Below are 25,274 nucleotides of genomic sequence, written 5' to 3'. Positions count from 1 at the left end.
CCGCCGTCACCTCGATGACCTTGAGAACGTCGAGGCGAGCCGGTGTTGACGCACCGAACCCGACAGGGTCGAGTCAAAAGTGATAAAAATGTTGTTCCGTAGACAAATATAGATTGCGTGTCTACAGTCGTGGTGTGCCGTACTCCTGCCGAGGTGAGCCGCGCTCGCGGCAGCCCCGACGTGGTGCCGGTGACGGAAAGGAGATTCAATGTCGAAGGTCCTCCCCGTGGCTGTGCCCAAGAGGCGCGACCGGCTATCGTCGGTGCTCCTGGCGCCGCTTCCAGCTCGAGTGGACGCGGCCCTGCGTGGGGTCGGTGGTCAGTGGCCAGTCCGCGAGCTCGCCCCCGCCCCCGCAGGTTCCAACCTCAAGCCAGTTCAAGGGACCGTCGGAGTTCCACTCCTCGGTCACACCTTGGACTACATCCGGTTCGGATCGGACTTCACGCGTGCCAGGTATGAGCGACTCGGGCCGGTCTCCTGGATGGGCGCCTTCGGCACGAAGATGGTGGTGGTGGCCGGCCCGGAGGCCACCCAGGAAGCGCTGACCACCAAGGCGAAGTCCCTTTCTCAGGACGGGTGGACCTATCTCATCGATGCGTTCTTCCACCGGGGCCTGATGCTGATGAGTTTCGACGAGCACAAGATGCATCGACGCATCATGCAGGAAGCGTTCACCCGTGACCGGCTCTCCGGATACGTCAACCAGCTCGGGCCGGCCCTGGAGGCCAGCGTCCCCGGGTGGGCCACCGGCAGGTCCACGCGCATCTACCCCCTGCTGAAGAGTCTGACGCTCGACGTAGCAACGGAGGTCTTCATGGCAGGGCGCGGCGGAAGCGAGGACACCGACGCCATCAACGAAGCCTTCGTGGCTACCGTGCGTGCCGCGAGCTCGATCGTGCGTTTCCCGCTTCCAGGCACTCGGTGGCGAGCCGGAATCCGTGGGCGAGCTCTCCTAGAGGCCTACTTTGCGCGGCACCTGCCGGAGGCACGCAGTGGCCAGGGCGGTGATCTCTTTGCGGGCCTGTGTCATGCGCGAACGTCCGAGGGCGAAACCTTCACCGACGAGGACGTCGTCAACCACATGATCTTCTTGATGATGGCGGCCCACGACACCTCAACGATCACCACAGCGGCTGCCGCCTACTTCCTGGCCAAGCATCCGGCGTGGCAGGAGTGGGCTCGGGCTGAGTCCGACCAGCTGGGTGAACGGACCCCGGACATCGACGACCTGGAGTCGCTGACGACTCTTGATCTGGTGATCAAGGAAACGTTGCGCCTGGTGGCACCCGTCCCGATCGTGATGCGCAAGACGATCGAGGACGTCGACATCGCCGGCCACCACGTCCCAGCGGACACCCTCGTGGCGGTGGCACCAGCGGTCAACCACTTCGACCAGTCGTGCTGGGCCGACCCCGACACCTTTGACCCCGCCCGGTTCAACGAGCCGCGGCGCGAAGACCAGAATCACCGCTTCGCGTGGATCCCCTTCGGTGGAGGGGTGCACAAATGCATCGGTCTCCATTTCGGGACACTTGAGGTCAAGGCAATCCTGCACCAGATGCTTCGCAACTACACGTGGACGGTCCCCGGTGACTACGTAGCCAGGTGGGACAACACCTCGCTACCCATCCCTGTGGACGGGCTGCCGATCACCTTGGAGCGCAGATGAGCCAAGCGCAGGCGGCGCCTTTGGGGGCGACCGACTTCCTCGACATCGAGCATGAGTCCGTCCGGGAGTTCACCGCCGCCGCGATTGGGGATGCGAGCTCCGACCGAGACAAGGCGAAACGGCTCTTCGCTGCCGTCCGCGACCGAATCTGGTACGACCCCTACACGGTGTCGGACGACCCCGCCCACTACCGAGCGAGCTTCGTCCTCGAGACCGGGCGTGCCTATTGCGTCCCGAAGGCGGTGCTCTTGACCGCAGTGTGCCGTGCCGCAGGCATCCCGGCGCGACTGGGCTTCGCTGACGTCCGCAATCACCTGCAGACCGAAGCATTGCGAGCGCTCATGGGCGGCACGGACCTGTTCGTCTATCACGGCTACAGCCATCTCTACATCGACGGTCGGTGGTTGAAGGCAACACCCGCGTTCAACACTGAACTGTGTGCGCGGTTCGGCGTACCGCCGGTGGATTTCGACGGCGAACGCGACGCCCTTCTGCACGCCTTCGCCGCCGACGGGTCCCTGCACATGGAGTACGTCCGCGAGCGCGGCGTCTTTGACGACCTGCCCCTGGACGCGATCCTGACTGAGCTTCAGCGGACCTATGGACCGCGCATGCTTGATTCCACTCACGCGATCGCCGACGCCTTCACCGAGGTATCCACCAGCAAGCCCCAGCCCGACGGCATCGCCCGCGGGTCCGACTTACCACTGGAGGCCCCATGAGCACGACGACCACCGCAGGCGCTTTGGACGTGCGCAACCCAGCCGACGGCCGCCTGGTCGCAACCGTTCCCGTGGATGATCCCGAGACCGTGAACCGCATCGCGGCCGACCTCCGCGGCGCTCAGGTCGGGTGGGCCGAAGCCGGCCCTCGGGAACGCGCAAGGTGGTTGCATCGATGGCGGGGCTGGATCCTGGCCCACACCGATGAGCTCACCGACCTGCTGCAAGCCGAGACCGGCAAGGTCCGCCCCGACGCCCTCGTGGAGACGACGGCGTCCTGCGAGTTCATCACCTACTACGCCGACCACGCCGAAAGGTTCCTCGCCGGCGACAAGGTCAGGTCGTCGGGCTTGTTGAGCCTGCCCAAGCGGCTGTCAAAGACCTACCATCCCTACCCGGTGGTCGGACTGATCACGCCGTGGAACTTCCCCATCACCCTCTTCCTCATGGACGCAGCGCCCGCGCTGGCTGCGGGGTGTGCGGTCTTGGCAAAGTCCTCGGAGGAGACGCCACTGACCTGTGCGCGGGTGGTCGAGGGCTGGCACGAGATCGGCGCCCCTCCCGTTCTGGCCCACGTCGTGGGTGCCGGGGAAACGGGTTCGGCGGTGGTGGACGCTGCTGACTTCGTGCAGTTCACCGGTTCGACAGCCACCGGGCGCGCGGTCGCGATCCGCTGTGCCGAGCACTTGAAGCCGGTGAGCTTGGAGCTGGGCGGCAAGGATCCGGCGATTGTGCTGGAGGACGCCGACCTAGCTCGTGCGGTGGAGGGGATCGCGTGGGGCGGTCTGTTCAACGCGGGTCAGGTCTGTATCTCCGTCGAACGGGTGTATGTGGTCTCTGAGATCTACGACGAGTTCGTGGCCCGGCTGACCGAGCGGGTGCAGTCCCTGACCCAGGGTGCGGCGCGAGGAGACGACGTCGGCGCGATGGTCACCTCGCGACAGGTCGACATCGCCGATCGCCACGTCAGCGAGGCGGTGGCGGCCGGTGCGCAGGTCCTGGCCGGCGGGAACCGGAGTGCGGTCGGGAACTACTACGCCCCTACCGTCCTGGTCGACGTCGACCACACGATGACCTGCATGACCGAGGAGACCTTCGGCCCCACAATCCCGGTGATGCGGGTGGCCGACGAAGAAGAGGCCATCCGCCTAGCCAACGACTCGACATACGGCCTGTCCGCGACGGTGTGGACTCGTGACCACACACGCGCGCATCGCATCGCGCGCCGCCTGGACGCGGGTGCGGTCAACATCAACGACGTCTTCAGCAACCTCTTTGCCACGACGCTGCCCCACAGTGGCTGGAAGGCCTCGGGTATCGGTGCCCGGCTCGGCGGTGCCTACGGGCTGCACAAGTACTGCCGGGTCCAGGCGGTGACCGCGCCGCGCATCCCTGTTCTGGCACGAGAACTCACCTGGTACCCGTACACCTCCCGGCGTACGGCCATCGCCGAACGGGTGTTGCGCGCGGCAGCCGGCCGCGGCCTGCGGCAACGCCTCGGCCTGAACAAGGAGAACAGCAAGTGACAACACCCACCTCTAAGACCACGAAGACCGTGGCGATCACCGGCGGAGCCCGCGGCATCGGCTACCAGACCGCGAAGGAACTGATCCGACGAGGCCACCGCGTCGCGATCGGCGACGTCGACGAAGCCCGACTCAAGGAAGCCGCCGACGAGCTCGGAGTCACCGTCTTCACTCGCCTCGACGTTACCGACCCCGACTCCTTCCGGAGCTTCCTTGACATGGTCGAGGAGGACCTCGGTCCGCTCGACGTGCTGATCAACAACGCGGGCATCATGCCGACCGGGCATGCCCACGAAGAAGACGACGTGGTTACGCGGCGGCAGGTCGAGATCAACGTCCTGGGAGTCATCTTCGGGACCAAGCTCGCCCTCCAGCGGATGCTGCCGCGGCGTGCCGGGCACATCATTAACACCGCCTCGTTGGCCGGCGAGCTGCCGGTGCCTGGTCTGGCGACCTACTGCGGCACCAAGTTCGCTGTTATCGGGTTCACCGAGGCAGCCCGCCAGGAGTACCGGAAGTCCGGGGTCCAGCTGTCCACGGTCCGGCCCACGTTCACCAACACTGAGCTCGTGGCGGGGACGGCTGGAGCCAAGGGTCTGCGCAATGCTGAGCCCGAGGAGATTGCTCGCGCCACGGCCGACCTGATCGAGAGCCCGCGTCCGTTCGTGCGCGTCACTCGCCTCGCCGGCGGGATGGTTGCGGCGATGAAGTTCGTCCCCGGACGCCTCGCCGTCGGGCTCGGCTCGGCGCTGGGCACGGACTCCGTGTTCCTTGACGACGTCGACCTGGGGGCGCGTCAGGCCTATCTGGACCGAATCAGAAGCAACTGAAACCGTCCTCGACCCAATCTCCCGAAGATCGCAAAGGAATCTACATGCCCCGTAAGAAGCTGATCCCGGAGTACCCCCACCGGATGGGCGGACATTGCGGGTCAGGCGCAATGCGGGATCTTCTGCACTTTCACGGTCTGGGTTGGGACGGTCCTCCCGACGAGGGCCTGGTCTTCGCCCTCGGCGGTGCCCTGGGGTTGTCCTACCTGCGATCGAGTGACCTCGTTCCACCGCTGTACCTGGTGGGACGAGGCGCCGATTTCGAAGTCGACCTACCCCGCCGGCTCGGCGGGCAGGTCCAGGTACTGGCCACCGACGATCCCGAGGAAGGATGGTCCTGGGTTCGCGACGAGGTCGATGCCGGCCGACCTAGCCTGGTGTGGGGCGACATCGCCGAACTGCCGTACCTGCGGGTCCAGCTGCAGATGAGTCGGCACGACATCGTGGTCATCGGCTACGACGAGCCCAAGGGCATTGCCTTTGTCGTGGACAATGACCGCGCCGAGGTGCAGGAGGTCCCACTCGACGCCCTAGCTCGGGCGCGCTCCTCGACGTCGTTCCCGCAACCGACGCGCCACTGCACGTACCGCATCACCTGGCCACGCTCCCTTCCCGACGTTGCCGGTGTAGCGGCAGCAGCGTTTCGCCAGTCCGCGGACAACATGCGCCAGCCGTCAGGGGCAAGCATCGCCGATCCCACCGCAGCAGGCGGTGCCGAGGGCCTGGCCGCCGCCGCGGAGCTGGCCGCCGACGTCTCGACCTGGGCCGACCTCCCCGAAGACGAACTGGCGACCCTCCTATTCAGCCTTGGCGCCTTCATCGAGAAGGCAGGCACCGGTGGCGGGCTGTTCCGGCGGTTGCTCGCCGACGGCTGCGGGGAGGTCGCACGGCTCACCGGTGACCCTGCCACTGCCGCGCTGGCCGACGTCGCCGCGCAGTGTGCCCAGATGTGGACCGACGTCGCGCGCGCCGCGGTCCGACGCGACGCTGAGGTACGAACCAGAGCCGATGCCGTGGCCTCGGCAGCCAGTCGGCTACCAGGGCTCGAGTTGCGTCTGGCCGAGTCCCTGGAACTCGCCGCAACCTCCTTGACTACCCACGATCACTGACCGCCCGCCGTTGTCCCGGTGCCTGACCATCCCCTCTGGTTCGCTGCCCGACCGGAGGCACTCACGAACAAAGGAATGCCATGCAGAGCACGATGATGAACGTTCCGTTGACGACCACGGCGATCCTGCGCCACGGCTCGAGCGTGCACGGCTACGCGACCGTGCGGACCTTGCAGCCCGACGGGACCATGAAGGTCGGCACGTTCGCTGAGGTCGGACGCCGGGCCGCTCAGTTGGCTAATGCGTTGCGCGGTTGCGGGATCACGAGCGATGAGCGGGTCGCGACGTTCATGTGGAACAACCAAGAACACGTCGAGGCCTACTGCGCGGTGCCCTCGATGGGCGCGGTGCTGCACACCCTCAACCCTCGGCTCACCTCAGAACAGCTCGTCTACATTGGCAACCACGCCCAGGACCAGGTCGTCATCGTCGATGGCAGCCTGGCCCCCCTCCTGGCACCCGTGCTGCCGCAGATCACCAGCATGCACACCGTCGTGGTGACCGGCGACGTGGACCTCGCCCCGCTGCGCCACGACGGGGTCACAGTCGTGGGCTACGAGGAGTTCATCTCCGCTCAGCCCGAGACCTTCGACTGGCCTGAGATCGATGAGCACTCGGCAGCCGCCATGTGTTACACCTCCGGCACCACCGGCAACCCCAAGGGCGTGGCCTACAGCCACCGGTCGACCTACCTGCACTCGATGGCGGCCTGCGCCGCAGACGGACTCCGGGTCACCTCCGATGACCGCATCCTCACCATCGTGCCGATGTTCCACGCCAACGCCTGGGGTCTGGTCTATGCCGCACTCATGGCTGGCGCCGACCTGCTCATGCCCGAGCGGTTCTTGCAGGCCGAACCGCTCGTGCAGCTGATCAGTGCCCAGAAGCCGACGATCGCGGGCGCGGTCCCGACGATCTGGAACGACGTCCTGAACTTCCTGGAGTCAAACCCGGGCCACGACGTCTCTTCCCTCGGCTTGGTCGCCTGCGGTGGCTCCGCGGTGCCCCTGCACCTGATGCAGACCTTCGAGGAGAAGTACGGCGTCCAGATCGTCCAGGCCTGGGGCATGACCGAGACCTCCCCGTTGGCCGCCATCGCACGTCCGCCCGCCACGCTCGAGCCGCGGGAGCGATGGCGGCTGCGCGCCACCCAGGGACGTCCGGTCGCAGGAGTGGAGCTGAGAATCGTCGACGACGCGGGCCACGAGCTGCCGCACGACGGTGAGACGGTCGGTGAGCTGCAGGTGCGCGGGCCCTGGATCACAGGCTCGTACTTCGGTGAGGAGGATGACGGAGAGAAGTTCCAGGACGGCTGGTTACGCACCGGCGACGTCGGTCGGATCGATGACCGAAGCTTCGTCACGCTGACCGACCGAACCAAGGATGTGATCAAGTCCGGCGGGGAATGGATCTCCTCGGTCGAGCTCGAGCTGCTGCTCGCCGGTCACCCCGACGTGCTCGAGGCGTCCGTGATCGGGGTGCCGGACGAGAAGTGGCAGGAGCGTCCACTGGCCGTGATCGTCGTGCGTGACGGTCGGGAGCTCAAGCCTGCTCAGCTGCGCGAGTTCCTCGAGGGCAAGGTCGCCAAGTGGTGGCTCCCGGAGCGCTGGTGCTTCATCTCCGAGGTGCCGAAGACATCGGTCGGGAAGTTCGACAAGAAGCGCTTGCGCTCCCTGCACGCCGACGGCGAACTGGTCGTAATCGAGCTCGATCAAAATCATCTCTCCACTCGGAGATCTGGGTAGGACGGAGCAGAGAAATGACACGCGTGGCGGGAGCTCACGACCCCGGCGATCATCGCGCGAACGACTGCATCGGCGAAGAGGACGCCCAGGACGAGGGGGGAGTGATCTCCCGGTGGACGACGCACCTCGCCGGCCAGGACACGGTGGAGATCGGCCAGAGGCTGCCACCGCACTCCCCGGAGTGCGCCGGGTGTGGGCCAGAGAACCCCGCTGGCCTGCATCTACGTGTGGTGCGCACCGAGACGGGCGTCGAGGCGGTCCACAGCTTCTCCGACGTCCAGGTCGGTGCCCCAGGAATGGCGCACGGGGGCGCCGTCGCCCTCGCCTTCGACGACCTTTTCGGATTCGCCCTCTACACGGTCGGATCGCTCGCCGTCACACGAAGCCTCACTGTCGACTACCAAGCGCCGTTCCGGCTGCACCATCCCTACACATTCCACGCCCACGTCGCCGAACGCGAAGGACGTCGGCTCCTGCTCCATGCTGACGCCTGGGACGACACCGGCCGGAAGACGGGTTCGGCGGTCGCCACCTTCGTCGTGGTCGGGCCCCGACACTTCGTCGCGAGCACCGAGCCAAGCCCTGGCAAGAGCGATTGCCGACCGTCAACGTGACGCCCGATGTCTGCCTGCGGCGCCTCCACCACGCTGGGATTGACCGTTCGCGACGGCGACGTTCAAACGGAAGGTACAAGGTGCACGAACATGTCCGCGCACTTTGTCGGCAGGCAGTTCTGCAGACGCTGTGAGGCCACAGGGAATGCGGTCTCGGTGGGGCGCGGCGTGGTGGGTCGCTTATCTGGTCTGCAAACCGGTGTTGATGGTTGTTCGACGTCGCGACTGGCGGGGACTCGAGCAGATCCCTGCGCGTGGCGGGGTGGTGCTCGCCGTGAACCACGTCTCCCACGTGGACCCGCTGGTGATCGCTGAAATGGTGCTCGCACTCGGCAGAACGCCGGCGTTCTTGGCCAAAAGCAGTCTCTTCGGGGAAGGGATCGTGGGGTGGTGGTTCCGCGCCGCCGGACACGTTGAAGTGAATCGCGACCACGGTACGGACGGCTTCCGCGCGGCTTTGGCGGCGCTTCGCGAGGGTGCACTGCTCGTGGTGTATCCCGAAGGATCGATCACCAAGGATCGTGACGGCCGCCTGATGGAGCTGAAGACCGGCGCGGTGCGGCTCGCGCTCGAGTCGGGAGCTCCGCTCATTCCGGTAGCACAGCGGGGTGCCCAAGAGATCCTGCCGGCCTACAGTCGCCGCCCGCGACTGTTCAGGCGGCCGACGGTCACCATCGACATCGGTCGGCCCCTGAACCTGGACGACCTGAGGCAGCGCGGATCTATGCCAGTCGCGGTCCGAGAGGGTACACGTCGGCTGGCCGAGACTCTGGCGGACATGGTGGACGGGCTGGTCGGCGAGCGGGGCGGGGATTAACCCGCTCGCATCGGTGTCCCGGGAACGGGCGCCCGTCTCGATCAGCGGCCTACCGGTCGAGACAGCGATGACCTTGGTGCGTCGACCAGGGCCCGCGATGCGCGGTGCCTCGGCCCATGCTCGCTGCCCCTCAGCGACGCCCCGGAGGCAAGTCAGAGTTCGGCCGGGTACAGGGGCCCAGGACCGACGTCAAGGGACTGTCAGGTGTCCAACAGGGGTGGGTGCGCTGGCGCTGAGGCCCGGACGCGGGACCGTTTCAGGTCTCGTCAAGATTGGGCCCGAGCGGTGCTCGTCGCTAGTCGCACCTCAGATCAGTGGGGCTGCGGCAGAGAGCGGGCGATGATTTCTTTCATGATCTCGGTGGTGCCGGCGTAGATCTGGCTGATCCGCAGGTCGGTCCAGGCGCGGGCGATGGGGTACTCCTCCATGTAGCCGTAGCCGCCGTGGAGCTGCAGGCACGTGTCGGCGACCTGCTGTGCGCGCTCGGAAGACCAGTACTTCGCCATCGCTGCGGTCGGGATGTCGAGTTCGCCCTTGACGTGCAGGTCAACGCACTCGTCTATGAAAGCGCGGGTTACGCGGGCCTCGGTGGCCACCTCGGCGAGCTTGAACTTGGTGTTTTGGAATCCGAAGATCGGTCGGCCGAACGCCTCGCGAGACAGCGTGTACTCGTGGGTGATGTCGAGCATCAGGTCCATCGACGCCGCGCAGCTGATGGCGACGATGAGGCGCTCCTGCGGGAGTTGCATCATCAGCTGGATGAAGCCCTGACCTTCTTCTGTGCCGAGCAGGTTGCTGGCGGGAACGCGTACGTCGTCGAAGAAGAGCTCGCAGGTGTCTTGGCCCTTGAGGCCGATCTTGTCCAGGACCCGGCCACGGCGGAAGCCCTCCGAGCTGGTCGGCACGACGATTAGTGAGACGCCGGTCGCCGCCTCCGCTGGGTTGGTTTTGCAGGCAAGCAAGACCATGTCGGCGTGGTAGCCGTTGGTGATGAAAGTCTTGGCCCCATTGATGACGTATTCGTCGCCTTCTCGGATCGCCTTGGTCTTGATGCCCTGCAGATCCGACCCGGTGCCGGGCTCGGTCATCGCAATGGCGGTCACGACCTCGCCGGACGCCATCTTGGGGAGCCACTCGTGCTTCTGCTCCTCGGTTCCGTAGTGCAGCAGATAGTGGGCGACGATGCCGCTGTGCAGCGAGGCGCCCCAACTGCTGTCGCCGATTCGGGCCTGCTCCTCGATGAGGATCGCTTCGTGGAAGAAGTTTCCGCCGCCACCGCCGTACTCCTCGGGGATGGAGGCGCAGAGCAGACCGACCTCGCCGGCACGGGTCCAGAGTTCGCGATCGACACGCTTGTTGGCGATGAAACGCTCGGTGTTGGGCTTGATCTCTTTCTCGCAGAAGGTGCGGGCGAGATCGCGGAAGTCGTCGAGATCCTGAGTCATCCAGGGTGAACGGCGGCTGGGCATGAGTCCTCCGAGGGTGCGTGGGGTGGCGGGTACAACATGTACCACCCTACGGGTACGATGCGTACCCGCGCCAGCCCCGTGGGCTAGATTGCACCATGTGGATCTCGCGAAGTGGGTGGACACGGCCGTCGTACGCCGGTCGACGGCGCATGAGTCCCACCGTGCGCCACGACGCGAGCAAATCGTGGTTGCCGCGGCTGCCGCGATCGAGGAGTGCGGCGCTGGGGTAGGCACGGCCCAGATCGCTGATCGGGCGGGTGTGGCGCGACCCCATGTCTACCGCCACTTCGACAGTAAGGACGACCTCGAGAGCGAGGTGCTGCGATTCGCCGCCACCCAGCTCATCGAGGCCGTTCGTCCCGCGATGCGGCAGAGCGGTACAGCGCCGGTGATTATCGAGGGTGTGATCGCGGCCGCCGTGGGGTGGGCTGAGGAGCACCCGAACCTCTACCGGTTCATGGCTGCCCGTCAACAGACCAAGGCAACTCATCGGGCTCGGCTGGGGCGCACGCGATTCCTGGGGGAGGTTGTGGTCGCCGCATCGGCGTACTTGCGCACCTCTGAAGCCCAGGTCGACCCCCCTGACGGCGTCATGGCGGGGCTGATGGGCATGGTCGACGCCGGCATCATCTGGTGGCTCGACCACCACGACGAATCTCGGGATGAGGTCGTCACCCGGATCGCCCACCAAGTCTGGTTGGTCATGGGTGACCTCGCCCAGGGCCTGGGGCTCGCGATCGACGACGACAGTGTCCTGACCGTCCATGACGACCGACGGTCAGAATGGACATGACCCTTGGAGTTTGGTGTCCGGTTGTCTGTGTACGCATAGGCAATGCCGTCTCGTGCCCTCACATTGAGCGAAGATGCGCCGACCCACCCCGCCCAGGCTGCGAGGGTGTGGGTGAGCTCGCGGAGGGCGGCGCGCACTTCGCTGGCGGCTCGGAGCGGCACCTCTCGATGCTTGGCCGTCTTGTGCTGGCCGATGCGATCCGAAGAAGCGACGAGGTCAAACCCAGCTACACGCACCGAGCCGAGTCACATGTAGTAGGCGTATCGCGGCGCCGGGCGTTCGTTCGGGCCGAGGTGCTTCAGGATCCGGCCGATCGAGTCAGCTGTGCGCAGCGTGATGGGCACACGTCCGTCGAGTTGGGTGGCGTTCCAGTTCATCTTGGAGAGCGCGAGCAGCTCAGTCGCGATCTCGGCCGCACTCGACTGCACGTCGACAAGGCGGAAGGGGAGTGCCGAGGGCACGTACATTCCTGGGTACGTCCGGTAGAACGGGACGCTCCCACGGGTATAGAGCACGTGCCGGGCGTCGGTGAGCGACAGGAGCGTGCCCCGCAGGGTCGTCTGCTCACCTTGCCGAAAAAGTCGGGCCGAGTCCTCGCGCGGGATCCAGACGAGTTCGAGCATCGCCAGGCGCTCCGCCTCCGCGGCGGCGTGGAAGCCCTCTAACTCGTCAGGCGTGAACGAAGAGGTCTTGTGCAGCATGACCCGCGCGGGTGCCGTCTTGTGTTCGGTGCGGTACCGGGCCAGCGACTGCTCCAGTAGGTCCTTGGCGTCGTCACCGGTGAGGTGTGGCTGTCGGTCGTCCTTCGATTGAGTGGCCTGCGCGCCGCGCACGATCACGCCGTCGCCGCGCTCGTTGAAGACCTGCGCCACGCTCGTTGAAGACCTGCGCCACGCTCGTTGAAGACCTGCGCCACGCTCGTCTGCAGTGTTTCGTTGTCGGTGCTTCGGTAGAAGGCGACGCCGACGTAACAGGTCGTGAGGTCCTGGACGTGGCGGGTCATCCGCCATGGCACGCCGCCGGCCTTGTAGTACAGCGCCGTGTGCAGGTTCCAGGCCTTGGTCGCCTCGTCCTGCTGGCGTCGCCTATCGCGGCCCTTTGGCTTGTAGGTCGGGTCCCAGGTCTCGCGTCGAATAATCTGGATGGGACGACTACCGCTCAGCGAGCGTGCCTTCAGCAGCTCGTGGAAGTCGAAGCCGATAGACGCAGCCTTTGGTTGCTCCCACGGTCGGTCAGGATCGGTCTTCGGCTCCTCGCGTTCCGGCAGATCGTCGGGACGGCAGACGATGATCACGTCGCAGTTGGGTTCCTCATCGAGCGTTCTCAGCTCGGCCTCGTACAGTTCGACGCCCTTCTGCACAGCCTGCAGCGGACTCAGCGTTGCGATGTTCTCCAGGGCTCGTTTGTCGAGCGTGCGCTCCAGCCGCCCGTTCCAGATGATCGTCGAGCGGAAGCCGACGCTGGTATGGAACCCAGGAAACGGCAAGTAGAGGTGCGAGAGCGGGCTTTCTTTGGGTGCAATTGGTTCGCGGCAGCGGTCGAGCCATGCCTTGACCCCGTCGATGGCCTCCTTGGTGCCGACGATGCCGATCTGGATCGTCCGGACCCCCGTAGTGCTCAGGTCGGCCGGACCGTAGTTGTTGATGCCGCTACGTGGGTCGATGTGGCGGCTGCCGTTGCCGAATTCCAGGTCCGGTTCTTCGATGAACGTGAGTTTCATGCCGTCTCCGCCAACTCCCCGTCAGCCAGAGGATCGGTCGGGTCCGACGTCTCCGCTCCGCGCTTCCATTTCGCCTCGTCGATGCCGCGGTCGGTGTCGAAGGTGACGAGTTTGCCGAAGTCGAGGATGCGCTCGCGTTGGCTGAACAAGCTGTCCTGGCCGCCCTCGCGACCGGCGAGGATGGCGGCCCACATGCGGGTCTCTCCGAGCACTGCGGGGTTACGTTCGAGCCGCTTGATGCCGCTCAGATACTGGGCTGTGAACCGCGACTCGCGGTAGCCATCGATCGAGTAGTAATAGTCGGGCGTCAGAGCGCAGAACCACTCGTCGTCGAGGTTGAGGAACTGCCACTTGAGGCCGGCGTGCTTGTAGTAGCTGACCTGCGATGGGTTGGTCTTCTTGGCGTACGGCTTGAAGACGGAGCGCCAAGGGGTGGCGCTGGTGTTCCAGCTCCGTGGCGACAGATCGTCGGTGGCGCGGAAGTAGAGCATGTGGCGCTTGCCGTGGAAGGCGCAGTCGTCGCGGAGGTCTTGCCGGAAGGCGTTGTTAAGTAAGCGCACCAGTACTCGCTCGCTGTCCGGGCTGCCGTCGAGCAGTTCGCCGGTGGCCTCGATCGTCGGGTCACTGTTCACCGCGCCCGCCAGCGCGGTGTCCTCGACGGGACTCCACGTCAGCAGCCGACCGCCGAAGAGGGTGAAGTCGTCTCGGATGTCGAGTCTGCTCTCGCGCTGTAGGTCGTAGACCTTCCGGGGGAGTGTGACCGCGGCGTCGTACGCCCAGAACACCTCGGGCATCGACACAGGCAGCAGGTTCGACTCCAACGTTTCATCACGCAGATCAGCGACGGGCGTGTGCGCGCGGCCGTGAGGATCCGCAACCGCGAACAACCGGTCCGAGACATCCCGTTCAAGGGACATGGTGATCTTGTTGAAGTCCACACGTCCGCTGGCGCGACGGGCGGGATCCGCGAAGTAGGACTGGATGTGCACCCACCAGGCTTCACCCCGCTTGGGGTGTGAGCAGACCAGCAGGACGGGCATCGAAGACTTCATCCAGTAGTCCAGGTCGCGCTCGTCGCAGTCGTAGTGGAACCGGTTGGCGGTCTCACCAGGGAAGTCGTTATCGCTGGCTTTGCTCTGCACCTGGAGGTGGCAGTTGCTGACTTCACCCGTCACAGGGTCGCGCAACTCGATCGTGCCATCGATCCCGGCGTCGACTGTGCGCTCGTGCCAGACGTGATCCATGGCGCTGACCCGCTGGTGGATAAGGGCAATACCAGCATCGCCGATGTGCGCGCTGCGACTGACCTGCTTACCGCTTCCCACCGGTCACCTCGCTTCTGCCGAGGAATCTGGAGCGCCCCGGCTCTTTGAGGGTACGAGTCACCTCCGACAGACCGAGGCAGGCGCGGTTCAGAGGCCGGTGCTACCTGCGGGCGTCCGGATATGAAGTGGCCCGCCCACGCCCACCGAGCGCGCACAGGCGGAACGCCCTATGGAATCAGCGGACGTGTCGCAGCGCCTCCTGCCCATCGGGGCTATCACGTAGGTCGCTCAATGATGAGGAGATTCGCGGCGGCAGGTCCCCGCATGCTGCGACTAGTGTCTGTCAGCGATGGTTTCCGGAATCGACCCCTCAGCGCTGCGCGCCGCTCGCGAGAAGGCGGGCCTGACCCAGCATGAGCTGGCGCGTCTCGTTGGTGCCGCCGGTGGGGAGCGCATATCTCGCTGGGAGCTGGGCGCATCGGTTCCTCGGCCGGATTTCTTGGTCAAGCTTGCTAGAGCCCTCGACATCCCGACCGTTCGTCTAATTCACATTGAGGGCGAGGTTCCTGATCTCAGAGCACTGCGTTTGAAGGCCGGGCTGACGGTGCCCGAGTTAGCTGCGGCCGTCAACGTGGCTGTGCCGACCTACTACGCCTGGGAGCAAGGCCGTTGGACCCGACTCCCAGCAGCCAGGCAGCTTGAGAGTCTCGCGCGTGGGTTGGGGGAGACAGTTGACGTCGTCGCCGCGGCCTTCCAGGAAACCCGGCAGCAGCGTCTTCGGCGCGGGTAGGTTTAGCGCCGTAGACGGGGGCGCGCCTGGCGCCGAGTTGACCGTAATCCACAGGGAGATATTCCTCCGGAAAAGTCCGCATGATTTGTGGTCCCATTGACCTGGATGTTCGGTGCGTGCGAGCGCTCAGTCCCATCGGGGGGATTGGGCCACGCAACCACTTCCGGTCAGGACTCGGGCGATGACATCTCGGAATCGGTCAGCTGTGGATAACGATTCTCCTGATAGAGATGCACTAGTGTTTTTCTATCGAGTCGGGCTCGCGATGACCGCTCCCGGCACGTCTTGACACGTAGGTGATCGAGACAAGAGAGGACTCGGGGATCCATGTCGATGAACACTGCTCAACAAGCACGGGACGAGGTTGGCGCCTGTATCAAGGCACCTCCCGACCACAATCATTTCCCACGGCTGAGGCGCCGTCGCAGGCGTTGGGTTCTGGCACTCTGCGCGGCTCTTGTCGCTGCCGGCGGCCTGGGGACCGCGTTCGCGTTCACCTCGGTTAACGACACCCAAGAGGTCCTGGTCGTCAGCAACGACATCAAGCGTGGCGAGACCATCGAGGCCGGCGACCTCGCCGTCGTGCGGGTCAGCGTCGACCCGGCGTTGACCCCGGTCCCCGGCAGCCAGAAGGCCGAGCTCGAGGGCAGCCGTGCTGCCGTCGACCTGTGGGCCGGCACTCTGCTCACCGCGCAGGCAGTCACCGACAACCTGGTGCCGGGGGAGGGAGAGTCCCTGGTTGGCATCAGCCTTACTCCCGCGCAGATGCCGTCAGAGCCGCTCTACGGCGGCGACTTCGTCCGGATCGTCACCACGCCCGGCGACCAGGGCGAGATCACCGACAGGGAGCCGGTCACCATCGAGGCCACCGTCGTTGGTGTTAACCGGGTCGAGGAGACGGGGGAGACCGTCGTCGACGTCGCGGTGCCCGAAGCCGAGGCGGCCGAACTGGCTGCCCGGGCTGCCACCGGACGGGTCGCACTCGTCCTGGACGCCCGGGAGCGCTGAGGCATGGCGGTGATCGTCCTGGCCTCCGCGAGCGGTTCGCCCGGCGTGTCCACCACGGCGCTCGGGCTAACCCTCAACTGGCACCGACCCGTGCTCCTGGTCGACGCAGACCCGACCGGATCCTCCTCGGTCTTCGCCGGCTACTTCCAGGGCGCCCAGGAGCCGACCGGCGGCCTGATCAACCTCGCTCTCTCCCTGCGCGAGGGAACGCTGGCGGACGCGCTGCCCCGGGAGACGCTGCTGCTGGACCCCGAGGCGCCGGCCGAGCGGTCTGCTTGGTTCCTACCCGGCATCCGGGCCCACGAGCAGGCCCCCAGCTTGCTGCCCCTGTGGGAACCGCTCACCGAGCAACTGCGCGCCCTCGACCGCAACGGCCAGGACGTCATCGTCGACGCCGGACGACTCGGCCTCGCCGGCTGGCCCCAGCCGCTGATCGCTGCCTCCGACCTGACCCTGCTCGTCACCCGCAGCTCTCTGCCGGCCCTGGCCGGTGCCACCAGCTGGGCCAAGACCCTGCGGGCACAGTTCGCCGCGGTCGGTGGGCTCTCCCGTCTCGGGGGACTCCTCGTCGACGAGGAGCGACGCTGGCCCTCGCTTCCCACCGGCGCCCGAGTCCGGCCCTACACCGCACGCCACATCGCCAAGGCCCTCCAGATCCCCGTGGTCGCCTCCGTGGACTGGGAGCCCGAGGTGGCCGAGGTCTACTCCCACGGCGCCCGCAAGCCACGCAAGTTCGAGTCCTCCGGATTGCGGCGCGGCTACCGGGGCAGCACCGCCGCAATCCGGTCCATCCTCGGCGCCAACCAGGCCGCCCTCGCTCCCACGAACGGAGGCCACGCATGAGCACCAACGGACACCACCCGGAGACCAACGGCCGCGACCCGCTGCGCGCAGACGAGTGGCTTGAGGCCCGCCATGCCGCGAACCGTGAGCAGACCTCGCCGTTCGCCCGAGGAGGCGGTTCCAACGGCACCCCGCCGCTCCCGCCGGTCGTCGAGGCCGACGACCCGACCTCGCTGCCGATCTTCGCCGGCGCCTGGACCAGCGAAGGCGAGGGCCAGCTGCCTGGCCGCGCCCGCTCGGAGTTCAGCCTGCGCCCGCTTGTGGCGCCCGCACCGGACGAGCACCAAGACACCCGCGGCACGGATGGCGAGGTCGAGCTGGACTGGGAGCTGATCGCGCAATACCGCGCTGAGATCTCGTCGCGACTGACCGCCCGGCTCGACAAGGAAGGTGGTCGGGTCACCGAGCAGGACCGCGAGCAGATGGGCCTCGACGTCATCGAGGAGCTCATCAAATCCGAGGCCGAGACGTTGGTCTCGACCGGCCGTCCGCCGTGGACGAAGGACCACGAGAAGGCACTCAAGTCCGCCCTCCACGCCGCCCTGTTCGGGCTCGGCCGCCTGCAGCCCCTGGTCGAGCGCGAGGACGTCGAGAACATCATCGTCATCGCCCGCGGCCCGGTCTGCTCGGTGTGGCTCGAGCTGGTCGACGGCACCCTTGTGGAGGCCGCCCCGATCGCCGACTCCGAGGACGAGCTGCGCGAGTTCCTCTCCGACCTAGGCGCACGGCAGAACCGGCCCTTCACCGAGGCCCGGCCGCACCTGGACCTCCGGCTGCCCGGGGGAGCGCGGCTCGCGGCCGGCTCCTGGGTGATGGCCTACACCTCCGTCGTGATCCGTCGCCACAGCATGCGCGAGGTGTCGATGGACGAGATGGTCTACGACCGCAAGGCGTGCAGCGCGGTCCTGGCCGACTTCGTCGCAACCTGCGTGCGCGCGGGCAAGAGCATCGTCGTCTCCGGGGTCCAAGGCAGCGGCAAGACCACTTGGGTCCGGGCCCTGTGCTCGTGCATCCCGCCCTGGGAGATGATCGGCACCTTCGAGACCGAGTTCGAACTGCACCTGCACGAGCTCGTCGACCGCCACAAGATCGTCCACGCGTGGGAGCACCGCCCCGGATCCGGCGAGGTCGGCATCGACGGCCGCCAGGCCGGTGAGTTCAGCCTCGAGGAGGCCATCCACCACTCCTTCCGGTTCAACCTCGCCCGCCAGATCGTCGGTGAGGTCCGCGGCCCGGAGGTCTGGAACATGCTCAAGGCCATGGAGTCCGGGCCGGGCTCGATCAGCACCACCCACGCCCGCAGTGCCGAGCACACGATCGAGAAGCTCGTCTCCTGCGCCATGGAGAAAGGCCCCCAGGTCACCCGCGAGCTGGCAATCAGCAAGCTGGCCGCCGCGATCGACATCGTGATGTACCTGCGCTCGGAGGTTGTCGCCAATCCCGACGGCACCTTCCGCAAGCAGCGCTGGGTCGAGGATGTCCTGGTCGTCCAGCCCAGCATCGACGCCGCCAGGGGATACGCCACCACCCCGATCTTCGCCCCTAACCAGCTCGGCCAGGCCGTCGCGACCGGCAAGCTCGACAACTTCCTCGCCCAGGAGCTGGCGCGGCATGGGTTCGACCTCGAGGCGTACAAGGCCGAGTCCCAGGCCAACCCGGGGGTGGCCACCTCATGAGCACTGCGTTCCTGCCCGCCGTCTTCGGGGCGCTCATCGTCATCGGTCTGATCGGGATGGTCTACGCGCTAATCCCCGCGCCGCCCGCGCCGCCGCGGCCCGCCCGGACCGTCACCCCGTTCGGGCGGCTGGGGAACTGGTTCGGCCGGCTCGACCGGCGCACCCGGATGCTGATGGTCGGCGGTGCCGTGGCTGGCCTCCTGGTCGCGCTGGTGACCGGCTGGGTGATCGCGATCGTGCTCGTCCCGGCCGGGATCGTCGGTATCCCGCTGTTGCTGACGCCCCCGCCGGCGGCCGCGAGCATCGAGAAGCTCGAGGCGCTCGAGGAGTGGACGCGGTCCCTGTCGGGCAAGCTGACCGCCGGCCAGTCCCTGCGCTCGGCGCTCATTAAGTCCCTGCAGTCCGCGCCGGCGCCGATCGAGCGCGAGGTCGGACTGATGGTCTCCCGGTTGTGGAACAACACCGCCAGCACCGAGGACGTGCTGCGCGCCTTCGCCGAGGACCTCAACGACTCCACTGGCGACGTCGTCGCCAGCCAGCTGATCCTTGCCGCCAGCGGCCGCGGCCAGGCCGGACTGTCGAAGGCCTTGGACGCCCTCGCTGAGACCGTCGCCTCCGACGTGCGCGCTCGCCGCCAGATTGCCGCCGACCAGGCCAAGCCCCGCACCACGGCCCGCACCGTCACCGTGATCACCCTCGGTGTGCTGGGCATGCTCGCCTTCACCGGGGACTACATCGAGCCCTACGGGTCCCCGCTGGGCCAGGTCATCCTCGCCGTCCTGCTCTCGGCCTACGTGGCCACGCTGCTGTGGATGCGCCGGATGGCTGGCGCCAAGCCGCTCCCGCGGTTCCTCGACCTCCAGGCCCGCAACGCCCACCGCGCCGCCCAGCGCACGGCACCGGGCGAGAAGGAAGGAGCGCTCGCATGACCGGCCTGCAGATCGCGCTCGCCAGCGGCACCCTCATCGGACTGGCCCTCGCCCTGCTCGTATGGCGCCTCGCGCCCTCCGACCCCGACCTGGTCGACGCGCTGGACCGTCTCTCACCTGACCACGTCGTGCCCCGCCGCAACACTCCCGGCCTCGACGTCGACACCGGCGCCGGCTCGGCGGTCGATCGGATCGGCTTGTGGGCGATGAAGAACCTGCCCGGCGGCGCCTGGGCCCACACGCCTCGCCAGGACCTGGCCATCCTGCAGATCAGCGAGACCCGGTTCCACGGCGAGAAGGTCGTCTGGGCACTGCTCGGCCTGATCATGCCGCCGCTGCTGGCCGCCTTCTTCACTCTGATCGGCCTTCCGCTGCCGTTCGCCATTCCGACGCTCGGCTCGCTGGCCCTGGCAGCCCTGTTCTGGTTCATGCCCAACTACAACGCCGCCGACGACGCCAAGAAGGCCCGCATCGAGTTCAGCCGCGCCCTGGGCGCCTACATCGACATGGTGGCCACCGGCGTCCGCGACGGATCCAGCGGCCAGCAGGCGCTGCGCTCGGCAGCCGAGGTCGGCGACAAGTGGGTCTTCAAGCGGATCGAGAGCGAGCTGCGCCGCGCCCGCTACATGACCCGCGCACCCTGGGACTCCCTGCACGGTCTCGCCGACGAGCTCGCCGTCCCCGAGCTCGATGACCTCGCCGACATCATGCAGCAGTCCGGCCAGGACGGAGCCCAGATCTACAACAACCTCCGGGCCCGCGCCGCCGCACTCCGGTCGGCGATGCTCAGCGCCGAGGTCGGCAAGGCCAACGCCACCTCCGAGCGCATGTACATCCCAGCCAGCCTGCTCGGCATCGTCTTCATGGCGATCCTCGTCACCCCCTCCCTGCTCCGTTTCACCACCTGACCGACCTAACACCGACCCCAAAGAATCAGGGTCACCCAGACCGCAAACCGAACAACCAGGAAGGAAGAACCCCGATGTTGAAGCTCTTCATCGCCCTCCAGATGGCGGCGCTGACCTCGCTCGCCTCCCTCGAGGACCGCGTCACCCGGCAGCGCGACGAGCGCGGCTCCGTCACGATCGAGCAGGTCCTGTGGGCCGGCGCCGTGATCGTCATCGTCGGCATCGTCGTCGCGGCCATCAAGTTCTTCGTGACCAGCGAGTCCGCCAAGATCAAGTAGGCCGCCATGTTCGCCAGCCTCCACCGCCGCAGCCGGGACGAGCGCGGGTCGGTGACCATCCAGATGGTCTTCCTGATGCCCGCGCTGTTCCTGCTGATGTTCCTCGGCCTCCAAGGCGCCCTTTACTACCACGCGAAGCAGGTAGCGCTCGCGGCCGCGCAGGAGGGCGCCCGTGAGGCAGGCAGCGAGACCGGCACCCGCGACGCCGGTGTTGCCACGGCGAACACGTTCCTCCACGACGCCGGAGGCTCCGACGTGATGACCTCCACCAGCGTCTCCGGATCACGGACCACGACCACCGCCACGATCACCGTCACGGGCAAGTCCATGAGCGTCATCCCCGGCTGGCACGTGACCGTCACCCAGAGCGCCAGCGTCCCGGTCGAGAGGCTCACCGAATGACCAGGCAGAGGCGGACCAGCGCACGCCGCCGGCGCCGGGACGAGCGCGGGTCGGTGGCCATCGAGGCCGCGATCGGCGTCCCGGCCTTCGGCCTGTTCGTGGCGATGATCATCCTCGGCGGCCGCGTGGAGATCGCCAAGCAGTCCGTGGACGCAGCCGCCTACGAGGCGGCACGAGCGGCCTCCATCGAGCGGACCCAGAGCGAGGCCATCACCTCCGGCAAGTCCGCGGCCACCAGCAGCCTGCACGACCAGGGCCTGCAGTGCACGACCACCAACATCACGATCAACGCTGCGGCCTTCAACGCCCCGCTGGGAACCACCGCCCAGGTCACCGCCACCGTGACCTGCAAGGTCGACGTGGCGGACCTGAGCATCCCCGGCCTGCCCGGCACCCGGACGATCACCGCCACCGCCAGCAGCCCCGTCGACGCCTACCGGGAGCGCCGATGATGACCGCCCGCATCCGCAGTCTCACGACGCGGCGCTCGCGTGATGAGCGCGGCTCCATCAGCGTCTGGTTCGCCACCGCAGCACTGGCGATGATCATCCTCGTCGGGATGGCCGTCGACCTCGGCGGCAAGGTCCACACCCAGCAGCAAGCCCGCAGCGCTGCCGCCCAGGCCGCCCGCACCGGCGCCCAGGAGGTTCAGGGCTCGACCGCAGTCCGCGGCGAGGACCTCCGCGTCGACCTCACCGCCGCCAAGACGGCCGCCATGGACTATCTCCGCGCCGCCGGCGTGGAGGGAACCGTCCGTGTCGTCGACGGCGACACCCTGATCGTCACCACCACCGACACATACACCAGCAAGTTCCTCGGGATCATCGGCCTGGACACGATGCAGGTCACCGGGGAGGCGTCCGCGCGGCTCATCCGCGCCGAAGGAGGCATCGAGAGATGACCACGCCCACCCATCCCACCCTGGGCCAGCGGCTCACCGGCCTCGCAGCCTTGGTCGCCGTACTCGGCATCGTCCTCGGGCTGCCCGCACTATTCCTCGCGATCAGTGCCAGCCCAATCCCGGGCCACGTCCCAACCCTGGACGGCATCAAGAATGCGCTCATGGCGCCCGACGACGGCACCCTCGTCCTCGGCCTGTTCAAGGTGATCGGCTGGGTCGCGTGGGCCTTCATGGCGCTGAGCCTGGTCGTGGAGGCCATCGCACGGCTCCGCAAGGTCCAGGCGCCCCGGCTGCCGGGCCTGGGCCGGCCGCAGGCTGCAGCACGCGGCCTCATCGGCCTCGCCGCTCTGCTGTTCATCGCCGCGCCCATCGCCGCCCAGACAGCCACGATCACCACGGCCGCCGCGGCGCCGGTGACGGTGGGACATGTCAACACCGGTGCCGCCGACCAGGCACCCGCCCAGCAGGACGTCAAGGTCGAGACGAAGCAGGAGCGCCAGCGCAAGACCGTCGACCACGCTGTGAAGCCGGGGGAGAGCCTGTGGTCGATCGCCGAGGACCACTTCGGCGACGGTGCCCGCTACAAGGAGCTCGTCGAACTCAACCGCGACCTCCTCGGCGCGCAGCCGAGCTTCCTCGAGCCCGGTTGGGTACTCAAACTGCCCGCGGTCAACGGCGGGGCACCGGCGCACGACTACACGGTGCACGCCACTGACACCCTCAGCGAGATCGCCCAAGAGCAGCTCGGCGACGCCGACCGCTGGCCCGAGATCTACCAGGCCTCCACCGGCATCACCCAGCCCGGCGGGGCCCAGCTGACCGACCCCGACGTCATCGACGTCGGCTGGAAGCTCAACATCCCCGGCGCCGAGCAGGGGGGCAGTCACGACGACACCCGGCACCAGCAGCCGCGCGACGTCGAGCCCGAGACGCCCGCCAGCCCCGAGGACCAGCGGCCCGTCGACCCGCCGGCCGAGGAGGAGCCGCCGGTCGCCCACGAGCCTGAGGTGCCCGAGGTACCCGAGACGGCCGTGCCCGACGCGCCGCCCCAAGCCGAGGAGCCGGCGGCGCCGGCCGCCGACGTCGACCAGGTCGACGACGCTGACGACTCGATCCTCGACGCGCCGTGGGTCCTCGCCGGTCTGACCGGCGGGGGCGTCCTGCTGTCCGGGGCGCTGCTCATGGCCCTGCGGTCCCGCCGCCGCGCCGGCTACCGGAACCGGACGCCCGGCCGCGCGATCGCCGCGCCGCCTCCGGAGCTCGCGCCGGTCGAGATGACCCTGAACGCCACCGGTGCCGCGGCCGCGGCGACCGTGGAGTTCGCGGACGAGGCGCTGCGCCGCCTCGCGGCCGCCGTCGGCGCGCAGGGCACCATGATGCCGCCGCTCGCCGCCGTGGAGCTCGGGCACGGCAAGCTGACCCTGCACCTGAGCGCGCCGGCCGCCGTCCCGGCGCCCTGGGTGGGCAGCCCGGACCAGACCCACTGGCACGTCAGCACGGACACCGCCGTCGACGAGCTCGGCCCCGACACAGGGAACGTCGAGCCGCCCTACCCGCTTCTGGCCACCATCGGCATGAGCGACACCGGCGAGACGTGGCTGCTCAACTGCGAGGAGCTGTCCACCCTCACCATCAGCGGCGACCCGACCTACGGCCGGGACTTCGCCCGCCACCTCGCCGCGCAGCTGGCCGTCAACCCGTGGTCGCGCCGCGTGCAGGTCGACTGCATAGGCGTGGCTGAGGAAGCCGTCGCCATGGACGAGCGGATCAGCTACTACCCGACCGGAGCAGCCGGGTCACCCGCGACCGCGGAAGCCCTCGCGGCCGCCGTCACCACGGTCGACCGGGCGAAGCGACACGACACCGACGCGTCCACGGCGCGCACCGGCAGCGTCGACGACGACACCTGGCCCGCCCGGATGCTGTTGCTCGACGCGGCGGCCGGAGACCCCGAGGACCTTGAGCAGCTGCTGCAGCTGGTCACCAACCACGTCGGGCAGTCCGCCACCTCCATCGTCGTCGCCGGCGGACGCCCCAATACACCGGGCGCCGTCCTGCACATGACGAACACCGGCCGCGTCGTCCTCGAGCACGCCGGCCTCAACCTCATCGCCGTCGGCCTCACCAGCGACGAAGCCCGCGGCTGCGCCCTGGTCTACGCACAGAGCGAGGTCGCCGAGGACGTCCCCGTGCCGGTCGACGAGACCGTCACCGACGGCTGGGAGGCCTACACCGACCAGTCCGGGGCACTGCGCCGCGAGTACACCCTGCCGCGCAACACCCCCGCGGACACCGTCGACGAGCCGCTGTCCTCCCTCCTGGAGGGCGACGACGAGGACTACATCCGTCAGAGCGCGATCGTGCAGGAGGACCTCGAGACGCTGGCGCCGAAGGTGCCCGAGCACGTCCGAGCCGAGGTCGAGCAGAGCGACCCCACTCTCGACCAGGACATCGCCGACTGGTTCTCGACCGACTGCGACCGTCCACGGCTCAGCCTGCTCGGTCCGGTCACCGCGCGCACCCACGGCAAGGCCCTGGCCAAGCGCAAGCCCTACTTCACCGAGCTCCTCGCGTACTTGGCCCTGCACCGCAAGCACGGAGCCACCCGCGAGGAGATCGGCGAGGCATTCGGGATCACCCCCGGCAAGGTGCGCGATTACACCAACACCGTCCGCGAATGGCTGGGCACCAACCCCACAAGTGGAGAGCCCCACCTGCCCCACGCCGACAAGGCCCCTGCCACCAAGCTCCGCGGCGTCAACGTCTACCAGGTCGACGACGGCCTCCTGGTCGACCTTCACCTCTTCCTCCGACTGCGCAAGCGCGGGCAGGCCCGGGGCGGCGCGGAAGGCGTCGCCGACCTCTGCACCGCGCTCGAGCTGGTCGGCGAGGCGAAGCCGTTCAGCCAGCTGCGTGAAGGGGGATGGTCTTGGCTCGTCAACGAGCCCGACCGCGTCGACCTCATGGCTTCAGGCTGGATCGCCGACGTCGCCCTCATCGTCGTCACCGAGGCTCTCGCCGCAGGCGATCTGGTCAAGGCCCGCTCCGCCGCCTACGTCGCCAACCGGGCCGACCCTGACGGCGAGAGCACCCGCCTGTGCCTGGCCCACGTCATGAAGGTCGAGGGCGACCAGCTCGAGGCCGACCGGATCCTCCGCGAGGAGATCTGCAACCGGTCCGACGACGTCGACGCCCCCATGGAACTGTCGGAGCGCACGAAGACCGTCATCAGTACCCACGGCTGGCTCGCGAGCTGACTC

The 25,274-nt window shown here is 67.7% G+C and carries 24 protein-coding genes; 20 read left to right on the top strand and 4 right to left on the bottom strand.

Translation table 11 applies throughout. The features are described 5' to 3' along the window. Positions 1–208: 208 nt before the first annotated feature. The 8 genes from ACAX67_RS15985 to ACAX67_RS15950 all read left to right on the top strand — a co-directional run bounded on the left by ACAX67_RS15985 (position 209) and on the right by ACAX67_RS15950 (position 9,032). Entirely contained in the window at positions 209–1,669 is a 1,461-nt protein-coding gene (locus ACAX67_RS15985) for a cytochrome P450 (RefSeq protein WP_370704859.1), read from the top strand. Beyond that, positions 1,666–2,391 carry a transglutaminase-like domain-containing protein gene (locus ACAX67_RS15980; RefSeq protein WP_370704858.1) on the top strand — a complete coding sequence of 242 codons (726 nt, stop codon included), beginning with the start codon at positions 1,666–1,668 and terminating at the stop codon, positions 2,389–2,391. Before ACAX67_RS15985 ends, ACAX67_RS15980 begins: the two co-directional genes overlap by 4 nt. Beyond that, the gene (locus ACAX67_RS15975) at positions 2,388–3,917 is read left to right on the top strand and encodes an aldehyde dehydrogenase family protein (RefSeq protein ID WP_370704857.1); all 1,530 of its coding nucleotides are present in this window, start codon (positions 2,388–2,390) and stop codon (positions 3,915–3,917) included. Before ACAX67_RS15980 ends, ACAX67_RS15975 begins: the two co-directional genes overlap by 4 nt. Positions 3,918–3,946: 29 nt before the next feature. Further along, positions 3,947–4,747 carry an SDR family oxidoreductase gene (locus ACAX67_RS15970; protein ID WP_370704856.1) on the top strand — a complete coding sequence of 267 codons (801 nt, stop codon included), beginning with the start codon at positions 3,947–3,949 and terminating at the stop codon, positions 4,745–4,747. A 44-nt stretch (positions 4,748–4,791) separates the two neighbouring features. After that, a complete protein-coding gene (locus ACAX67_RS15965; RefSeq protein WP_370704855.1) occupies positions 4,792–5,856 on the top strand; it encodes a BtrH N-terminal domain-containing protein in 1,065 nt (354 codons plus the stop codon). Between the two features lie 80 nt (positions 5,857–5,936). After that, positions 5,937–7,601, top strand: coding sequence for a fatty acid--CoA ligase (locus ACAX67_RS15960; RefSeq protein ID WP_370704854.1), 1,665 nt, complete (start codon positions 5,937–5,939; stop codon positions 7,599–7,601). Between the two features lie 14 nt (positions 7,602–7,615). Next, entirely contained in the window at positions 7,616–8,215 is a 600-nt protein-coding gene (locus ACAX67_RS15955) for a PaaI family thioesterase (protein WP_370704853.1), read from the top strand. A gap of 145 nt (positions 8,216–8,360) precedes the next feature. Further along, positions 8,361–9,032 carry a lysophospholipid acyltransferase family protein gene (locus tag ACAX67_RS15950; RefSeq protein WP_370704852.1) on the top strand — a complete coding sequence of 224 codons (672 nt, stop codon included), beginning with the start codon at positions 8,361–8,363 and terminating at the stop codon, positions 9,030–9,032. Between the two features lie 311 nt (positions 9,033–9,343). On the opposite strand, the gene ACAX67_RS15945 is transcribed toward ACAX67_RS15950, so the two are convergent. Beyond that, the gene (locus tag ACAX67_RS15945; protein WP_370704851.1) at positions 9,344–10,477 is read right to left on the bottom strand and encodes an acyl-CoA dehydrogenase family protein; all 1,134 of its coding nucleotides are present in this window, start codon (positions 10,475–10,477) and stop codon (positions 9,344–9,346) included. Positions 10,478–10,598: 121 nt separating this feature from the next. Between ACAX67_RS15945 and ACAX67_RS15940 the strand changes: the two genes are divergently transcribed. Beyond that, a complete protein-coding gene (locus ACAX67_RS15940; protein ID WP_370704850.1) occupies positions 10,599–11,294 on the top strand; it encodes a TetR/AcrR family transcriptional regulator in 696 nt (231 codons plus the stop codon). A 245-nt stretch (positions 11,295–11,539) separates the two neighbouring features. On the opposite strand, the gene ACAX67_RS15935 is transcribed toward ACAX67_RS15940, so the two are convergent. From ACAX67_RS15935 to ACAX67_RS15925, 3 genes are read right to left on the bottom strand one after another with little or no spacing between them, the layout of a single operon-like run. After that, positions 11,540–12,166 (bottom strand): argonaute/piwi family protein, encoded by a 627-nt coding sequence (locus ACAX67_RS15935; protein ID WP_370704849.1) that lies wholly within the window; start codon positions 12,164–12,166, stop codon positions 11,540–11,542. Next, on the bottom strand, positions 12,130–13,014 hold the full coding sequence (locus tag ACAX67_RS15930; protein ID WP_370704848.1) for an argonaute/piwi family protein: 885 nt from the start codon (positions 13,012–13,014) through the stop codon (positions 12,130–12,132). Before ACAX67_RS15930 ends, ACAX67_RS15935 begins: the two co-directional genes overlap by 37 nt. Continuing rightward, positions 13,011–14,339: a DUF4365 domain-containing protein gene (locus ACAX67_RS15925; RefSeq protein WP_370704847.1), complete on the bottom strand. Its 1,329-nt coding sequence runs from the start codon at positions 14,337–14,339 to the stop codon at positions 13,011–13,013. Before ACAX67_RS15925 ends, ACAX67_RS15930 begins: the two co-directional genes overlap by 4 nt. Before the next feature lie 289 nt (positions 14,340–14,628). Here ACAX67_RS15925 and ACAX67_RS15920 point away from each other — a divergent pair, with 289 nt between their 5' ends. The 11 genes from ACAX67_RS15920 to ACAX67_RS15870 all read left to right on the top strand — a co-directional run bounded on the left by ACAX67_RS15920 (position 14,629) and on the right by ACAX67_RS15870 (position 25,271). Further along, complete coding sequence (locus tag ACAX67_RS15920) at positions 14,629–15,069, top strand: helix-turn-helix domain-containing protein (RefSeq protein WP_370704846.1); 441 nt, start codon at positions 14,629–14,631, stop codon at positions 15,067–15,069. 327 nt (positions 15,070–15,396) lie between these two features. Next, complete coding sequence (locus ACAX67_RS15915; RefSeq protein WP_370704845.1) at positions 15,397–16,077, top strand: SAF domain-containing protein; 681 nt, start codon at positions 15,397–15,399, stop codon at positions 16,075–16,077. 3 nt (positions 16,078–16,080) lie between these two features. Further along, a complete protein-coding gene (locus tag ACAX67_RS15910) occupies positions 16,081–16,920 on the top strand; it encodes a CpaE/TadZ family protein (protein WP_370704844.1) in 840 nt (279 codons plus the stop codon). Continuing rightward, positions 16,917–18,596: a TadA family conjugal transfer-associated ATPase gene (locus tag ACAX67_RS15905; protein ID WP_370704843.1), complete on the top strand. Its 1,680-nt coding sequence runs from the start codon at positions 16,917–16,919 to the stop codon at positions 18,594–18,596. The genes ACAX67_RS15910 and ACAX67_RS15905 overlap by 4 nt, the downstream gene beginning before the upstream one ends. Continuing rightward, a complete protein-coding gene (locus ACAX67_RS15900) occupies positions 18,593–19,525 on the top strand; it encodes a type II secretion system F family protein (protein ID WP_370704842.1) in 933 nt (310 codons plus the stop codon). Before ACAX67_RS15905 ends, ACAX67_RS15900 begins: the two co-directional genes overlap by 4 nt. Continuing rightward, positions 19,522–20,433: a type II secretion system F family protein gene (locus tag ACAX67_RS15895; protein ID WP_370704841.1), complete on the top strand. Its 912-nt coding sequence runs from the start codon at positions 19,522–19,524 to the stop codon at positions 20,431–20,433. Before ACAX67_RS15900 ends, ACAX67_RS15895 begins: the two co-directional genes overlap by 4 nt. 74 nt (positions 20,434–20,507) lie before the next feature. After that, the gene (locus tag ACAX67_RS15890; protein WP_011755675.1) at positions 20,508–20,711 is read left to right on the top strand and encodes a hypothetical protein; all 204 of its coding nucleotides are present in this window, start codon (positions 20,508–20,510) and stop codon (positions 20,709–20,711) included. A gap of 6 nt (positions 20,712–20,717) precedes the next feature. Next, a complete protein-coding gene (locus ACAX67_RS15885) occupies positions 20,718–21,113 on the top strand; it encodes a TadE/TadG family type IV pilus assembly protein (protein WP_056680593.1) in 396 nt (131 codons plus the stop codon). Next, the gene (locus ACAX67_RS15880) at positions 21,110–21,565 is read left to right on the top strand and encodes a TadE/TadG family type IV pilus assembly protein (protein ID WP_370704840.1); all 456 of its coding nucleotides are present in this window, start codon (positions 21,110–21,112) and stop codon (positions 21,563–21,565) included. Before ACAX67_RS15885 ends, ACAX67_RS15880 begins: the two co-directional genes overlap by 4 nt. Continuing rightward, positions 21,565–22,014 (top strand): TadE/TadG family type IV pilus assembly protein, encoded by a 450-nt coding sequence (locus tag ACAX67_RS15875; protein ID WP_041547542.1) that lies wholly within the window; start codon positions 21,565–21,567, stop codon positions 22,012–22,014. Before ACAX67_RS15880 ends, ACAX67_RS15875 begins: the two co-directional genes overlap by 1 nt. Next, positions 22,011–25,271: a LysM peptidoglycan-binding domain-containing protein gene (locus tag ACAX67_RS15870; RefSeq protein WP_370704839.1), complete on the top strand. Its 3,261-nt coding sequence runs from the start codon at positions 22,011–22,013 to the stop codon at positions 25,269–25,271. The genes ACAX67_RS15875 and ACAX67_RS15870 overlap by 4 nt, the downstream gene beginning before the upstream one ends. Positions 25,272–25,274 lie beyond the last annotated feature (3 nt).

The organism is Nocardioides candidus (assembly GCF_041321175.1).
GTDB lineage: Bacteria > Actinomycetota > Actinomycetes > Propionibacteriales > Nocardioidaceae > Nocardioides.
This window is presented reverse-complemented; position numbering and strand designations above follow the sequence as displayed.

What these genes read in the sequence shown, in the direction of transcription:
- ACAX67_RS15920 (WP_370704846.1), top strand. Translation starts at nt 14,629, where the DNA reads ATGGTTTCCGGAATCGACCCCTCAGCGCTGCGCGCCGCTCGCGAGAAG.
- ACAX67_RS15895 (WP_370704841.1), top strand. Translation starts at nt 19,522, where the DNA reads ATGACCGGCCTGCAGATCGCGCTCGCCAGCGGCACCCTCATCGGACTG.
- ACAX67_RS15875 (WP_041547542.1), top strand. Translation starts at nt 21,565, where the DNA reads ATGACCGCCCGCATCCGCAGTCTCACGACGCGGCGCTCGCGTGATGAG.
- ACAX67_RS15985 (WP_370704859.1), top strand. Translation starts at nt 209, where the DNA reads ATGTCGAAGGTCCTCCCCGTGGCTGTGCCCAAGAGGCGCGACCGGCTA.
- ACAX67_RS15900 (WP_370704842.1), top strand. Translation starts at nt 18,593, where the DNA reads ATGAGCACTGCGTTCCTGCCCGCCGTCTTCGGGGCGCTCATCGTCATC.
- ACAX67_RS15905 (WP_370704843.1), top strand. Translation starts at nt 16,917, where the DNA reads ATGAGCACCAACGGACACCACCCGGAGACCAACGGCCGCGACCCGCTG.
- ACAX67_RS15930 (WP_370704848.1), bottom strand. Translation starts at nt 13,014, where the DNA reads ATGAAACTCACGTTCATCGAAGAACCGGACCTGGAATTCGGCAACGGC.
- ACAX67_RS15890 (WP_011755675.1), top strand. Translation starts at nt 20,508, where the DNA reads ATGTTGAAGCTCTTCATCGCCCTCCAGATGGCGGCGCTGACCTCGCTC.
- ACAX67_RS15975 (WP_370704857.1), top strand. Translation starts at nt 2,388, where the DNA reads ATGAGCACGACGACCACCGCAGGCGCTTTGGACGTGCGCAACCCAGCC.
- ACAX67_RS15950 (WP_370704852.1), top strand. Translation starts at nt 8,361, where the DNA reads ATGCGGTCTCGGTGGGGCGCGGCGTGGTGGGTCGCTTATCTGGTCTGC.
- ACAX67_RS15910 (WP_370704844.1), top strand. Translation starts at nt 16,081, where the DNA reads ATGGCGGTGATCGTCCTGGCCTCCGCGAGCGGTTCGCCCGGCGTGTCC.
- ACAX67_RS15915 (WP_370704845.1), top strand. Translation starts at nt 15,397, where the DNA reads ATGTCGATGAACACTGCTCAACAAGCACGGGACGAGGTTGGCGCCTGT.
- ACAX67_RS15960 (WP_370704854.1), top strand. Translation starts at nt 5,937, where the DNA reads ATGCAGAGCACGATGATGAACGTTCCGTTGACGACCACGGCGATCCTG.
- ACAX67_RS15880 (WP_370704840.1), top strand. Translation starts at nt 21,110, where the DNA reads ATGACCAGGCAGAGGCGGACCAGCGCACGCCGCCGGCGCCGGGACGAG.
- ACAX67_RS15965 (WP_370704855.1), top strand. Translation starts at nt 4,792, where the DNA reads ATGCCCCGTAAGAAGCTGATCCCGGAGTACCCCCACCGGATGGGCGGA.
- ACAX67_RS15955 (WP_370704853.1), top strand. Translation starts at nt 7,616, where the DNA reads ATGACACGCGTGGCGGGAGCTCACGACCCCGGCGATCATCGCGCGAAC.
- ACAX67_RS15885 (WP_056680593.1), top strand. Translation starts at nt 20,718, where the DNA reads ATGTTCGCCAGCCTCCACCGCCGCAGCCGGGACGAGCGCGGGTCGGTG.
- ACAX67_RS15980 (WP_370704858.1), top strand. Translation starts at nt 1,666, where the DNA reads ATGAGCCAAGCGCAGGCGGCGCCTTTGGGGGCGACCGACTTCCTCGAC.
- ACAX67_RS15870 (WP_370704839.1), top strand. Translation starts at nt 22,011, where the DNA reads ATGACCACGCCCACCCATCCCACCCTGGGCCAGCGGCTCACCGGCCTC.
- ACAX67_RS15945 (WP_370704851.1), bottom strand. Translation starts at nt 10,477, where the DNA reads ATGACTCAGGATCTCGACGACTTCCGCGATCTCGCCCGCACCTTCTGC.